The sequence below is a fragment of the Devosia marina genome (genome assembly GCF_009758415.1).
Classification (GTDB): Bacteria; Pseudomonadota; Alphaproteobacteria; order Rhizobiales; family Devosiaceae; genus Devosia; species Devosia marina.
Genome location: NZ_WQRF01000004.1, coordinates 139335 through 152827, shown reverse-complemented (window position 1 = coordinate 152827; position 13493 = coordinate 139335). Strand labels below are relative to the sequence as shown.

Sequence of the window (13493 nt, the reverse complement as noted above, 5' to 3'; positions counted from 1 at the left end):
AACAAGGAAACGCTGTCGGAAAAATTAAACCTAGCGAGCGCTCGGTTTGTTTGTTATCGTATCTGCTCGGCACCCTGTCGTGGAGGACAAGGTGCCATGGAGGAGATCAATCATGAAGTTCAACGTGCTCCGCACAGGCGGATCATTCCGTGCATCCTTGGCTTCAATGGCAATTGCCGCGACGCTACTGTCAGGAACCACACTTGCCCAGGCTCAGGAGCATGGCGGCATTCTGACCATTTCGCAGGTTGCCGATGCCCAGCCTGTCGCCTTGCTGGCTCTGCGCGCAGGCAACACGCCCTGGATCCGCAATGTGTTCGAAACTCTGACGCGTATCGATCCGGCAACTTTTCAGCCACAACCGGTCCTGGCGGAATCTTGGACCTTGGCGGAAGACGGACTTTCGATGACCATCGCGCTGCGTTCCGACGTCACGTTCCATTCCGGACGTCCGATGACAGCCGAGGACGTCAAGTTCTCTTTTGAGACAGCGGCCCTTCCCGAAAGCACATCCCAAGTCGGCTTTATCGCCCGCGAATTCGAAAGCATGGACGTGGTGGACGATCACACGTTGAACATCGTTTTCAAGCGGCCGCTGAGCAACGTCTTCGACTTTTTTGAAGAGACGTACATTGTCGACAGGGACACCTACGACCAGCGCGAGGACGGCTCGCAGGTGATCGGCACGGGACCATATACCTTTGCCGAATGGTCTCCGGGCGCCTCAATCACCCTTAAGCGCTACGAAGACTACCGGGTGGAGGACACGGCGTGGTTCGACGAAATCGAGGTCGCCATTATTCCCGACCCAACCGCGACCATTGCCGCTCTGCGCAGCACCCGTACGCAGATAGCCACAGGCCTCACGCCCCGCGACACGCTCGAATTCACCCGCAACCCGCAGTTCGAAGTGGTCGAGACGGGCGGCACCATGTATCCGCTTGGCGTCAATGTCGGCATTGCGCCGCTCGACAACAAGCTGGTGCGTCAGGCCATCGCCTATGCGGTCGATCGAGAGCGCATAAACGACCAGGTTTTCCTGGGCACTGGCACGGTGACCGACCTCTTCTGGTCGCCTTCGGCCCCCGGCTACACTGATGAACTGGCGAGCCACTACAGTTACGATCCGGAAAAGGCCAAGGGGCTTATCGCCGAGGCCGGAGCTGAAGGCGCCACCATTCCGATCGTTGTGCCGGCCATTCCTTCCCAGCGCAGCATATTCGAGATCGTGCAGAATAATCTGCGCGAAGTCGGCCTGATACCCGAGGCCGTCGTGCTCGATGTGGCCGATTTTGACAAACGTCAGGTTGCCGGCGATCTGGGTGCCGCATTCCTTCTGCTCCATGGCCAAATCGGCTTCAGTTCGCCCACACTTCTGAGCTCGCTTCCTTCCCTTCGCGAGGGCAACCCGTCCGGCTTCTGGAATGACGATTATGTCGCGTTGCGCGAGGCCATGTTGGCCGCGACCACGCCCGAGGCGCTGGGCGAGGCTACAACGGCTCTGACGGAATATATGCTGGATGAAGCCTATAGCACGGTCTTGGTGCAAGCTCCTGGCCAGATCGTCGTAGCCGCAGGTCTCGAAGGCGTTGAAACGTCCGTTCGCGGTGGCCTTATTCTGGCCGGTGCATACGAGGAGTAATCCATGATCAGTTTCCTTTTGAGGAAACTGCCGTCGGTGGCGGTGGTGGCGCTAATCAGTTCCGCCATCGCCTTCATTCTCCCAAGGCTGGCGCCGGGCGATCCGGCGCTGGCCATCGCGGGATCGGATGCGACACCCGAACAATTGGCGGCAGTGCGTGAGCAGATGGGGCTTTCCAAGCCCCTGATCCAGCAATACCTTGACTGGATGTTCGGAATGTTCCGGGGTGATTTCGGACAATCCTTCATTATGCGCCGTCCGGTGACAACCGTCATCGGCAGCCGGCTCGAAAGCACTTTGGAACTGGCATTCCTGGCCATGCTGCTGATGATTGCCATCGGCCTTGTTCTTGGCGTCCTTGCCGGCTCGCCGCGCTCGAAATGGGCGCGCGTCGTGCTCGACATCATGACGACCCTTTTCCTTGCGACCCCACCGTTTCTCACCGGCCTCCTGCTGATCCTGTTTCTCGGTATTTTCTTCCCCATTCTGCCCATAAGTGGTGAAGTGGGCTTTTTTGAAAATCCCTGGCTGGCGCTCCAATTCCTGATCTTGCCGGCGCTGGCGCTAGCGCTGCCGCAAGCAGCCATCGTCGCGCGGCTGCTGCAGACCGCCATGAACTCGGCACGTGGCGAGGACTATGTCGATCTCGCCAAGGCCAAGGGCGTTTCGCCCGGCCGTATCACCTGGCGTCATGTGCTGCGCAATTCTCTGGGGACTGCCGTGGTGGCCCTGGGCTTACGTGCGGGAGATCTCCTGGCGGGGGCTATCGTCATCGAGGCGATCTTCGCCCGCAATGGACTTGGCAGCCTTGCGGTCTATTCCGTCCAATCACGCGACTACATGGTGCTGCAGGTCCTGATCCTGGGCGCCGTGATCCTGGCTGTCTTCATCCAGCTGTTCTCCGAAATCATTCTGGCCGCGCTTGACCCGCGCATCAGGCTTGAGAGCTGACCTATGACCGACACCGCACCTCCCAATCGTCAGAAAGCACGCCTCAACCCCGTGCTGTCGCGGTACCTGCAGGCCTTTGTCATGCCCAAAGGGCAGATCGGCCTTGGCCTGGTCATCCTGCTCACCGCCCTCGCACTTCTGGCGCCTGTGCTCTTTCCAGGCGGCTATGACATGCAAACGCGCGACTCGCTGCTTCCGGCATCCTGGGCGCACCCCTTCGGCACAGACGAACTAGGGCGCGACATTTTCGTGCGTAGCATCTATGGACTGCGCACCGATCTGGCCCTAGCAGCAACGGCCGTGCCGCTCAGCATGATTATCGGCACGTTTCTTGGACTTTCCGGAGCGCTGTCGCCGCGTCTGGGGAGCCTGGTGCAGCGGGCGCTCGACATCATTGTCGGCTTTCCCGGTTTGATCTTGGCCATATGTGTTGTGTTGGTCGTTGGCGCAGGATGGACTGCCTTGCTTGTTGCCATAGTCATCGGCGGCCTGCCAGGCTTCGGGCGCCTGGCGCGGGCAACCTTCCTTAGCCAGCAGCATCGCGAATATGTGGTGGCAGCTCGCACCCTGGGCGTCAGCAATTGGAAGATAATGGTGCGGCACATTCTGCCCAATGCCATCGACCCCATTATCGTACAGGGCGCCGTTTTTGTCGTTGCTGCCGTGTTCACAGAAGCTGCGCTCAGCATCGTGGGCCTCGGCCTGCAGCCCCCCGAACCCTCCCTCGGCATCCTGCTCAATGTGGGCATGCGTTACATCACCATGGCCCCATTCTACATTCTGGGACCTACCCTCATTCTGGTGCTTCTGGCGCTGGCATTCAGCCTGCTTGCCGATGCACTCAACAGCACGGTCAACCGCAAATGATCGAGACACGTCAGGCCCCGGCTACACAGCCACTGCTAAGGGTGGAGCACCTGTCCACCACTTTCGACATGGGCAATGTTTCGGTCAGAGCGGTGACCGATGTCAGCTTCGACCTCTATCCCGGGCGCGTGCTGGGGATCGTCGGGGAGTCCGGCTCAGGCAAGTCTGTCACCGCGCGATCGGTCATGCGCATGCTGAGATCGCCCGGTCAGGTCCGGGAAGGTCAAGTCCTGCTCGACGGCGAAGACTTGTTGGCCATTCCCGAGCGAGAAATGCAGGCCATTCGCGGCAAGAAGATCGCCATGGTCTTCCAAGACCCTCAAGCCGCGCTCAACCCCGTTATGCGAGTGGGCGATCAGATTGCAGAAGCCCTCCTGGTTCACGGGACGAGCGCTAAAGAGGCCCGGAAAAGGGCAAAAGCGCTGCTGGCGCAGGTCGGGATTCCTGACGTGGAACGGACCATCGACCAGTTTCCTCACGAATTCTCGGGCGGCATGCGTCAACGCGTGGTCATTGCCATCGCACTGGCCAACAATCCAACATTGCTGATCGCTGATGAGCCAACCACCGCCCTCGACGTCACCATCCAGGCACAAATCCTGCGGCTGCTGGCTCAATTGCGCCTCGAGCTAGGTATTTCGATCATCATGATCACCCATGACATGGGCGTCGTGGCTGAGCTCTGCGATGATCTGGTCGTTATGTATGGCGGGCGAGTCGTGGAGAAGGGCCCGGTCCGCGACGTATTTGCCAGTCCACGCCATCCCTATACGGCAGCCTTGCTCAAGGCCGTGCCGCGGTTGGACGCCAAAGGTGATGAAGCCCTGATCGCCATTCCCGGATCGCCCCCGGTGCCCCTTCGCCTGCCCTCGGGCTGCGCCTTCCACCCGCGCTGCAGTCATGCGATCGACAAGTGCTTTAACGACACGCCGCCGCTGTCTTCCATGGGAGATCGGCGCGAGTCGGCCTGCTGGGTAGCCGCGGCCGGCGGCAATGTCGAGCCGAGGCCAACCGATGAATTCGGGCGTCACCGGCGCCAAGCCAGCGGCGCGGCGCCCACGCTACGCCTCGACAATGTCCGCACCAACGTGGCCAGTAGCGGCGGTCTATTCAGCAAGACACCACCGGTCTATGCCGTGGATGGAATTTCGCTCGAGGTCTTTCCCGGCGAGACGCTTGGCCTCGTCGGGGAATCCGGGTGCGGAAAATCTACCCTCTCCCGCACTATCATGGGCATTAATGATGTCAGCGAAGGCCGTATCGAGGTTTCGGGAACAGACGTGACCTCAATGGATCTGGCCGCCCGAAATCTTGTGGCCAAGACCATTCAATATGTCTTTCAGGACCCGTTCGCTTCACTCAATCCGCGTCGCACCATCGGTCAGTCGATCCTTGAGGCGCTGGAAGTGGTGGGCGTGACCGGCGCTGAAGCGGACAACCGCGTGGTCGCATTGCTCATCCGCGTCGGGCTCAGCGAGGATTATGTGTCCCGCTATCCCTACGAATTGTCGGGCGGCCAGCGCCAGCGTGTCGGCATCGCCCGAGCGCTGGCGGCGAACCCGAAGATCCTGATTTGCGACGAACCGGTATCGGCGCTGGACGTATCGATCCAGGCGCAGATCATCAGTCTGCTTGAGGAACTGCGCGACGAACTTGGTCTGGGCTATCTCTTTATCGCCCACGACCTTTCCGTGGTGCGGCACATTAGCGACCGCGTGGCGGTGATGTATCTGGGGCGGATCGTTGAGGTCGGCACGGCTGAAGAGGTCTATGGCAATCCTCAGCATCCCTATACCGTTGCCCTGCTCAGTTCGACCCCGGAACCCAAGCCCGACCAGTCGACCGAGCATCGCGTGATCTTGACCGGGGACATGCCCAGTCCGGCACGGCCGCCTTCGGGGTGCCGCTTCCGGACGCGCTGTCCCATTGGTCCGGCCTTCCGTTCCGACCGCGAAATCTGCAATAGACAGTCCCCGGAACTTGCCGCGACGGCCAGCGGGCAGAAAGCAGCCTGTCATTTTGCTGGCGAAGCCAGCCTTGCAAGGGGCTGATATGGAGCTGCGGTGGTCGGTCTGGGGAGTAGCATGAGCGAACAAACTAATGGCAAGGCAACCCGTCGAAGCCCGCGGGGAGAGGCAGCCCGGAAGGCCATTTTACAGTCGGCGACGCGGATGTTCTCCCAGGGTGGCTTCAACTCGGCCAGTATTGCTGACATTGCCAAGGATGTTGGCATGACTCAGGCTGGCATGCTGCATCATTTCCCGTCCAAAGCGGCCCTTTTGTTGGCGGTGCTGCTTGAGCGCGAAGCCCGCAACGAAATTGAGACCGAAGCAGAACGGGCCAAGGGCTTCGATGGGTTGACAGTGTTTCTTCACACGCTGCGCAACAATGACCGCACGCCAGCGCTCGTGCAGCTGATGACCGTGCTCGCCGCCGAGAGCATTCCGGATACCCACCCGGCCCATGAGTGGTTCGAGGAGAGATATGAGACGGTGGTGAAGGTTACCATCGATCACGTTGCGCCAATGGTGGATGTCAAATCGCTGCCGCCTGGCGTTACGGTGGAAACGCTGGTGCGCTGGCTGGTGGGGCTGGCAGACGGCCTGCGCGTACAATGGCTCTACGATCAAAGCTCGGTAAGCCGCGAGGAGTCCCTCGCCCAGTTTTACGACACGGTGATGCGCCCCGTGCTCAAGGAGCCGTATCGCTCATATTCCTGGGTCGCCAATCTGCGGCAAGAGGCTTCGCAGTGACATTTGACGCCTCAACTTGCTGCGCTCCCAGACGCGGTGCGGACAATGTACCGGCGGCACCTCACCCGGCTCTAACCGGCAGGGTGCAACATGACGACGTGCTGTTGCCGGGAGGCCATTTTGCAATGGGCGACAGTTTCGATGAGGGTCTGCCGGGCGATGGTGAGGGCCCCGTGCATGAGGTAGAACTCAGTCCCTTCCGGATCGACCGAACCTGCGTGACCAACGAGCAATTCGCGACCTTTGTCGCGGAGACTGGTTATGTGACGGAGGCTGAAAGGTTTGGCAATAGTTCGGTTTTCGCACCGGCCGTCCTGGCTGGAACGTCGGACGTGATTGGTACGGCAGGTTCAGCTTGGTGGCTGATCGTGCGCGGCGCCTGCTGGCGGCACCCTTTCGGACCCCAGTCAGACCTGACCGATATGGCGGACCACCCGGCCGTGCATCTTAGCCATAGTGACGCCCTGGCCTATTGCGGATGGAGCGGGCGTGCCCTGCCCACCGAGGCAGAATGGGAATTTGCTGCACGTGGCGGACTGGCAGGGCGACGTTTCCCTTGGGGTGACGAGCTCGAACAGGACGGTCAACACCACGCCAATGTATGGCAGGGCACGTTCCCTCAATACAACAGCGCCGCCGATGGCTGGCTCGCAACGGCACCTGTTCGGACCTACGAGCCCAACGCTTACGGCCTTTACCAAATGGTCGGCAATGTCTGGGAATGGTGCGCCGACTGGTTTGACCCGTCCTATTATCGAACCTCTCAAGCAAGCGATCCTCAGGGGCCGGAAACGGGCCAGGCGCGGGTGGTGCGTGGCGGCTCTTATCTCTGCCACCATTCCTATTGCCGCCGCTATCGTGTCGCCGCCCGCAGCGCCAACACACCCAATTCCTCCACCGGCAATCTCGGCTTCCGGACAGTCTTCCGGCACCTAGCCCCAGCTGCTTGAGTCAATCGGAGTTTTTCGTGAAAGCCATTGTTGTAATGTTCGACAGCCTCAACCGGAAGTATCTTCCTGCCTATGGAGGCGCCTGGACCGAGCTGGCGAATTTTAAGCGTCTCGAACAAAAGACCGTCACTTTCGACACCTGCTATGGCGGCTCGATGCCCTGCATGCCGGCACGCCGCGAAATGCATACGGGTCGCTACAATTTTCTTCACCGCTCCTGGGGGCCGTTGGAGCCGTTCGACGATTCTGTGCCCGAGATGCTCCGCAACGGCGGGGTTCATACCCATCTCGTCACCGACCATGTGCACTACTGGGAGGATGGCGGGGCCACCTATCACAACCGCTTTTCAACCTTCGAATTCTTCCGCGGCCAGGAAGGCGATCCTTGGAAAGGCGAGGTTGCGGACCCGGACATCCCCCAAACACTAAGCTGGCGCCAAGGCACCTTGTGGCGCCAGGACTGGATCAATCGAAAGCATCTCCAAAGTGTCGACAAGCACCCGCAGACCCTGACCTTCGATGCGGGTGTCGAATTCATCGCCACCAATGCAAAAGCAAAAAACTGGATGCTGCAGATCGAGACCTTCGATCCACACGAGCCCTTCTTCAGCTATGACGAGCACAAGGCGCGCTTCCCGCACCAGTTCAACGGCCCGCATTTTGACTGGCCAGACTACCGCGTGGTGGTGGAGAACGAAGAGGCGGTGGAACATGCCCGCATGGAATATGCGGCGCTTCTGAGCATGTGCGACGATTCGCTTGGGCGCGTGCTCGATGCCATGGACGAGCATGATCTCTGGGCCGACACCATGCTCATCGTGTGCACCGACCATGGTTTCCTGCTTGGCGAGCGCAATTGGTGGGGCAAAAACGTCCAGCCCTGGTATGAGGAAAACATCCACACACCCCTTTTCGTGTGGGATCCGAGGGCCGGCAAAAGCGGGGAGCGACGACAGAGCCTGGTGCAGACAGTCGATTTTGGCCCGACGCTGCTCGATTATTTCGGCCTGCCGCTCACGCCCGACATGCAGGGTCGTCCCTTGCGTGACACGGTCGCAAGCGACACGCCGGTGCGCGATGTTGGACTCTTCGGTGTGTATGGTGGCCATGTATCGGTGACGGATGGGCACTATGTGTATATGCGCTGCTGCGAGGGCGCCAACCAACCTCTTGAGCAATATACGCTGATGCCGACCCATATGGCTTGGCGCTTTGCACCGGCCGAACTGGCGCAGGCTTCGCTCCATCCGCCGTTGCCCTTCACTAAGGGGGCGCCGGTGCTGCGCTTGCCCGGACGGGCGATGGGTAATCCCGCGGCCTTCGGCACACTTCTCTTCGACCTCGCCACCGATCCGGACCAGACGACCCCGCTCAACGATGCTGCGCTCGAGCGCATGATGGCTGAAAAACTGGTTACGGCCATGCGCGCCAACCACGCTCCGGCGAGCCAGTTCCAGCGCCTTGGCCTTCCGGCAGAAGGTCCGATCGGAAATGAGCACCTGCTTATCGACAAGCAGTGGGAGCGGGTTCAGGACAGTCACGTGCAGGGTGCTCGCCACGACAGAGCTACGGACTATGGCCCGTCAGTCGGCGTGCCTCTCCGGCATCTTCTCAAGGAGCCTGCCGCAAAGCGGGCCTTCACTGATGCCTTTGGCTTCGACCTCGACGCCTCCACGCTGAACTATGTGGGCCACCTCAATGCATGGCAGTTGAGTGTCATGAACCCTGCAATCTCAGTGGAAATGCTGAGCAATTTCGACCGCCTGATGACGCTAGCCCAGGCCGAGTGAACAAGACTGGATAGAGATATGACTGCAACGAGAACCCTGGACGACCTGCTTGACGCCATGACTCTTGAAGAGCAGGTCTCTCTCCTTTCGGGTGAAGACTTCTGGTCGTTGCCGGCAATTGAGCGCCTTGGCATCGGAAAGCTGCGCGTATCGGACGGGCCCAACGGAGCTCGCGGTGGCGGGGGCCTGCTCGGCGGGGTCAAGGCGACGGCCTTTCCGGTTGGCATCAGCCTGGGGGCCAGCTGGAATGTGGATCTTCTTTATGAGGTCGGTGCAGCGCTGGCCGAAGACACCAAGTCCAAAAATGCGCATATGCTCCTGGCGCCGACCGTCAATATTCAGCGCTCTGTCACCAATGGCCGAAATTTCGAGTGTTATTCGGAAGACCCGATGCTCACCGCCGAACTGGCAGTCGGATATATCAAGGGCCTGCAGGAAAACGGCATTTCCGCAACCATCAAGCATTTTGCCGGCAACGAGTCCGAAGTCGAGCGCACCACGATGAGTTCGGTAATCGATGAGCGATCGTTGCGCGAAGTCTATCTCATCCCCTTCGAATGGGCGGTGAAAAAGGCTGGGACCAAGGGGGTTATGACAGCCTACAACAAGGTCAACGGTACCTATGCCTCCGAGCATAATTGGCTGATTACCGATGTGCTGCGGTGCGAATGGGGCTTTGAGGGCCTCGTCATGTCGGACTGGTTCGGCTCCCACTCCACCGCGCCCACGGTCAATGCCGGCCTTGATCTCGAGATGCCTGGCCCGACCCGCGATCGCGGCGAGAAGCTCATTGTCGCAGTCGAAGAAGGCGAAGTATCGCGCGACACCATTCGCGCCCGCGTTCGTGCCATCCTATCTATCATGGAATGGACTGGCGCACTCGATGATCAACGCGCTTTCGAGGAGCGCGCGGAAGACCGGCCAGAGCATCGCGCCTTGATTCGCCGCGCCGGTGCGGAAGGGACAGTGCTGCTCAAGAACAATGGCGCTTTGCCCATCGCACCCGGAAAACGCATTGCCGTCATCGGGCCCAACGCCAAAGTGGCTCAGATCATGGGGGGCGGCTCCTCACAGCTCAACCCGCATTATCGCGTCAGCCCCTGGCAGGGGCTTGTCGATGCTCTGGGCGAGGAGTCCCTGACCTATGCGCCGGGTTGCAGCAATAGTCGTTTCCAACCGCTCCTTGAAACCGAGCTCAAGGTAGAATTTTTTGCCAATCGCGAGCTCAGCGGCCCTGTCGAATACAGCGAGACGCTGGAGGCCGCCGAAACCTTCTGGCTTGGATCGGTGGCAGGCGGGAAAGTCGCTGCAAACCACTTTGCTGCGCGGTTGACCGGCACCTTTGTTCCCGAGCATTCCGGGACCCACCTTGCGGGGATTGCCTCCGCCGGTCTGGCGCGCGTCTATGTCAACGGCAAACTAATCGCCGATGCCTGGACCAATTGGACCAAGGGCCGCACTTTTTTTGAAGAAGGCTGCGACGAAGTCGTGGGAGAAGTGCTGCTTGAAGCCGGCCAGCCGGCCGAAATTACCATTGAATTCGCCACCAAGGACCATTCCGTCCTGGGTGTGTCTGCCTTCCGTATGGGTATCGGTCTGCCCCTGGGCGACGCTCAAATAGCTCAAGCCGCAGAAGTGGCAGCCAGCGCGGATGTGGCGCTGGTTTTCATTGGCCGGAATGGCGAGTGGGACACCGAGGGCAGCGACCTGCCCGATATCGCATTGCCTGGCAGGCAGAATGATCTCGTCAACGCGGTTGCCCGGGCCAATCCCAATGTTGTCGTTGTCCTCCAGACGGGGGGGCCGGTTGAGATGCCATGGATCAACGAGGTCGCAGGGGTCATCCAGGCGTGGTATCCCGGTCAGGAAGCAGGCAACGCCATCGCCGACGTGCTTTTGGGCAAGGCCGAGCCCGGCGGGCGGCTGCCCCAGACCTTTCCGGTGCGGTGGTCGGATAACCCGGCCTTCAGTCAGGATCCGATCGTGTATCCGGGCCTCGACGGACGGGTGGAGTATCGCGAAGGCGTTTTCACCGGCCACCGGCATTACGATCGCCACGGCATCAAACCGCTCTTTCCATTCGGTTTTGGCCTGAGCTACACTGAGTTCAGCTACGGCAGCGTCTCGGTAAATACTGAGCGCTTTGAGTCAGAGGGCATCGTCACAGTTGGCTTGGACGTTACCAATACCGGCGTACGCAAAGGCTCCACAGTGCTGCAGCTCTATGTCGGGGCGGAGAACGCCCCGGTTGCGCGCCCCAAGGCCGAGTTGAAGGCGTTTTGCAAGGTCATGCTCGAGCCCGGCGCGTGCCGGCGCATCCAGTTGGACCTCGATGCGCGAGCCTTCAGCTACTTCGATGTCGAGCGCCATGCCTGGATAGTAGCGCCTGGCACTTACCGGTGGACCCTGGCGACTGACGCCGTATCCATAATCGAGGCGGCTTCGATTTCCCGCTCAACGCGGCTCGAGCTGCAGCCTTAGTCCTAACCTTGACATGAACATCTATCTGCCCATCGCCGAGCTCTCAGCCAACATCTTTTTCCTGGCTGGGATGGGCGGTGCGGTCGGTTTTCTGTCTGGCTTGTTCGGCGTGGGCGGGGGATTCCTGCTTACCCCCTTGCTGATCTTTTCTGGAGTCCCAACGTCGGTTGCCGTGGCCTCGGTGACAGGGCAGGTCGTGGCCGCCTCCACCTCGGGCGCCCTCACCCATTATAGGCGCGGCGGGGTTGATCTGCATCTGGCCGCCTATCTGGTAGCTACGAGCATCGTTGGGGCGATGATTGGCGTGGCCGTGTTCGGCCATTTGAGTAAAACCGGCCAGCTCGACCTGTTCATCGCGCTAGGGTTTCTTGTGCTGCTTGGAACGGTGGGTACGCTGATGCTCACCGAATCTGTCCAATCGCTCCTCAAGCAGCGCCAGGGCGTTATTCTTCGCAAGCGACAGCCCAGCCAGCACAATTGGATCCATGGGCTTCCATGGCGGGTCCGATTTCGCAAGAGCCGTCTCTACATCAGCGTCATTCCAGTGCTCGTCATCGGCCTGTTCATCGGCTTCGTGGGCGCATTGCTTGGAATAGGCGGCGGTTTCATCATGGTGCCGGCACTGGTCTACCTGCTCCGCGTGCCCGGCTCGGTCGTTATCGGCACGTCGCTGGCACAGGTGGTTGCCATGATGGGCGTCACCACTATCCTGCACGCGGTTCAAAGCCAGAGCGTCGATATCATGCTGGCTCTAAGCCTAATGGTCGGGGGTACGATAGGGGCGCAGTTTGGCGCATCTGCCGGTCAACGGCTGCGCGGGGAGCAATTGCGCGGTCTCCTTGCGCTGCTGATCCTGGCAGTTGCAATACGCTTCGGGGTATCGCTTGTGATCCCGCCCGCAAGTTTGTTCTCACTGACATGGTCATGAAGTCGTTCCTGGCCCTGCTTCCGTTCCTCATGCTGGCCACCACTGTTCGCGCCGAGCAGGTCGTCGCGGCAATTTCTCACCCCTCCGTCGAAATCTCATCGAGCTTTGAAGGAGAGACTTTGACGCTCTTTGGCAATATCGAAGGTAGAGTTGGAGGCCCGTCGCCCTACGAAGTCGCTGTCGTTGTCACGGGACCGCTGGAGACAGTGACGGTCTGGGAAAAGGCTCGCTTCTTTGGAATTTGGAGCAACACCGAAGCGTTTTCCTTCTCATCTGTCCCGAGCTTTCTGCAAATCCTGTCCAGCCGCCCGCTCGAGCAGATCGCCGCACAGGACCGCCTTCTCGAACTCTATCTGCGTCCCGAGGCCTATCTGGTCCCAGCGGATGGCGGGACCAAGGCCGCTCGCCGTTATGGTGGTGAACTCATCCGGCTGATGAGAGAAGAAGGAAGATATGGCCTGCGTGAAAACGCAGTCCTGTTTCTTTCCGATTCGCTCTACAAAGCTCGGCTGGACATCCCCAGCCATGCAAGCCCAGGCCCTTACGTTGCGCAAACTTATATCTTTCGCGACGGCGAGGTGGTCGCTCGCAAAACCGATGGATTTTCTGTTCGCAAAGTGGGGTTCGAGCGATTCCTGGCACAGGCGTCTACCAGATCGCCACTGATCTATGGAGTTGTCAGCGTTCTTCTTGCGCTCGCCATAGGATGGCTTGGTGGCGTTATCTTTCGTAGGTAAGGAGGTGGGGCGGCGGACACGGCCGGGACGCTCGAGTGCACGACGAGTCTGGCCAGTAGCAGCCTTGTTGCAACCACCGCTCTGACAGCTGCCCAGCTGGCGAACGCCAACGCGCAACTGGCGCTGCGCAAGGCGGTCCGGGGCACCCAGGACGTGTTCTTCGCCGTGATCGTCACGACGCTCACCTGGGCTGCTGTCTGCGTGCCACTTTCTTTTCTTGAAGGACAAACCAGACTGCTCTTCCGGGCGTTCGGTTTGACATTGGCCATCGCCGTGCTGTTGTTCTCGCTCTTGGTTCGATCCATGGGCCCGACGATCGCTGTTCGATCAACCCTCCTGGTTATCAAGGAACGCCGTTATGCGCTTTTCAAGCGTCCAGTCGGCGCCGGAGGCA

Annotated in this window: 10 protein-coding genes and 1 pseudogene; all 11 read left to right on the top strand. The window is 60.2% G+C overall.

Annotated features, from left to right (window positions below; all coding sequences use genetic code 11):
• Positions 1 to 112 precede the first annotated feature (112 nt).
• Positions 113 to 1642, top strand: a complete 1530-nt coding sequence (locus tag GO014_RS14000; RefSeq protein WP_157290948.1) for an ABC transporter substrate-binding protein — start codon at positions 113 to 115, stop codon at positions 1640 to 1642.
• Positions 1643 to 1645: 3 nt separating this feature from the next.
• On the top strand, positions 1646 to 2593 hold the full coding sequence (locus tag GO014_RS13995) for an ABC transporter permease (RefSeq protein WP_116587865.1): 948 nt from the start codon (positions 1646 to 1648) through the stop codon (positions 2591 to 2593).
• A gap of 3 nt (positions 2594 to 2596) precedes the next feature.
• Positions 2597 to 3460, top strand: a complete 864-nt coding sequence (locus GO014_RS13990) for an ABC transporter permease (RefSeq protein ID WP_116587866.1) — start codon at positions 2597 to 2599, stop codon at positions 3458 to 3460.
• Positions 3457 to 5511 (top strand): ABC transporter ATP-binding protein, encoded by a 2055-nt coding sequence (locus GO014_RS13985; RefSeq protein ID WP_157290947.1) that lies wholly within the window; start codon positions 3457 to 3459, stop codon positions 5509 to 5511. Before GO014_RS13990 ends, GO014_RS13985 begins: the two co-directional genes overlap by 4 nt.
• Positions 5512 to 5544: 33 nt before the next feature.
• On the top strand, positions 5545 to 6213 hold the full coding sequence (locus GO014_RS19205; RefSeq protein ID WP_157290946.1) for a TetR/AcrR family transcriptional regulator: 669 nt from the start codon (positions 5545 to 5547) through the stop codon (positions 6211 to 6213).
• Positions 6210 to 7163 carry a formylglycine-generating enzyme family protein gene (locus GO014_RS13975; protein ID WP_343030968.1) on the top strand — a complete coding sequence of 318 codons (954 nt, stop codon included), beginning with the start codon at positions 6210 to 6212 and terminating at the stop codon, positions 7161 to 7163. The genes GO014_RS19205 and GO014_RS13975 overlap by 4 nt, the downstream gene beginning before the upstream one ends.
• Before the next feature lie 17 nt (positions 7164 to 7180).
• A complete protein-coding gene (locus GO014_RS13970; protein WP_343030966.1) occupies positions 7181 to 8953 on the top strand; it encodes a sulfatase in 1773 nt (590 codons plus the stop codon).
• 18 nt (positions 8954 to 8971) lie between these two features.
• A complete protein-coding gene (locus GO014_RS13965) occupies positions 8972 to 11434 on the top strand; it encodes a beta-glucosidase (protein WP_157290944.1) in 2463 nt (820 codons plus the stop codon).
• Between the two features lie 13 nt (positions 11435 to 11447).
• Positions 11448 to 12362 carry a sulfite exporter TauE/SafE family protein gene (locus GO014_RS13960; protein WP_157290943.1) on the top strand — a complete coding sequence of 305 codons (915 nt, stop codon included), beginning with the start codon at positions 11448 to 11450 and terminating at the stop codon, positions 12360 to 12362.
• A complete protein-coding gene (locus tag GO014_RS13955) occupies positions 12359 to 13099 on the top strand; it encodes a TIGR02186 family protein (RefSeq protein ID WP_157290942.1) in 741 nt (246 codons plus the stop codon). Before GO014_RS13960 ends, GO014_RS13955 begins: the two co-directional genes overlap by 4 nt.
• Positions 13100 to 13147: 48 nt before the next feature.
• A pseudogene (locus GO014_RS19200) lies at positions 13148 to 13441 on the top strand (efflux RND transporter permease subunit); the annotation flags it as partial.
• Between the last annotated feature and the right edge of the window lie 52 nt (positions 13442 to 13493).

Coding starts and splice junctions, on each gene's coding strand:
- GO014_RS13990 (WP_116587866.1), top strand. CDS start 2,597: ATGACCGACACCGCACCTCCCAATCGTCAGAAAGCACGCCTCAACCCC.
- GO014_RS13995 (WP_116587865.1), top strand. CDS start 1,646: ATGATCAGTTTCCTTTTGAGGAAACTGCCGTCGGTGGCGGTGGTGGCG.
- GO014_RS13985 (WP_157290947.1), top strand. CDS start 3,457: ATGATCGAGACACGTCAGGCCCCGGCTACACAGCCACTGCTAAGGGTG.
- GO014_RS14000 (WP_157290948.1), top strand. CDS start 113: ATGAAGTTCAACGTGCTCCGCACAGGCGGATCATTCCGTGCATCCTTG.
- GO014_RS19205 (WP_157290946.1), top strand. CDS start 5,545: ATGAGCGAACAAACTAATGGCAAGGCAACCCGTCGAAGCCCGCGGGGA.
- GO014_RS13960 (WP_157290943.1), top strand. CDS start 11,448: ATGAACATCTATCTGCCCATCGCCGAGCTCTCAGCCAACATCTTTTTC.
- GO014_RS13965 (WP_157290944.1), top strand. CDS start 8,972: ATGACTGCAACGAGAACCCTGGACGACCTGCTTGACGCCATGACTCTT.
- GO014_RS13955 (WP_157290942.1), top strand. CDS start 12,359: ATGAAGTCGTTCCTGGCCCTGCTTCCGTTCCTCATGCTGGCCACCACT.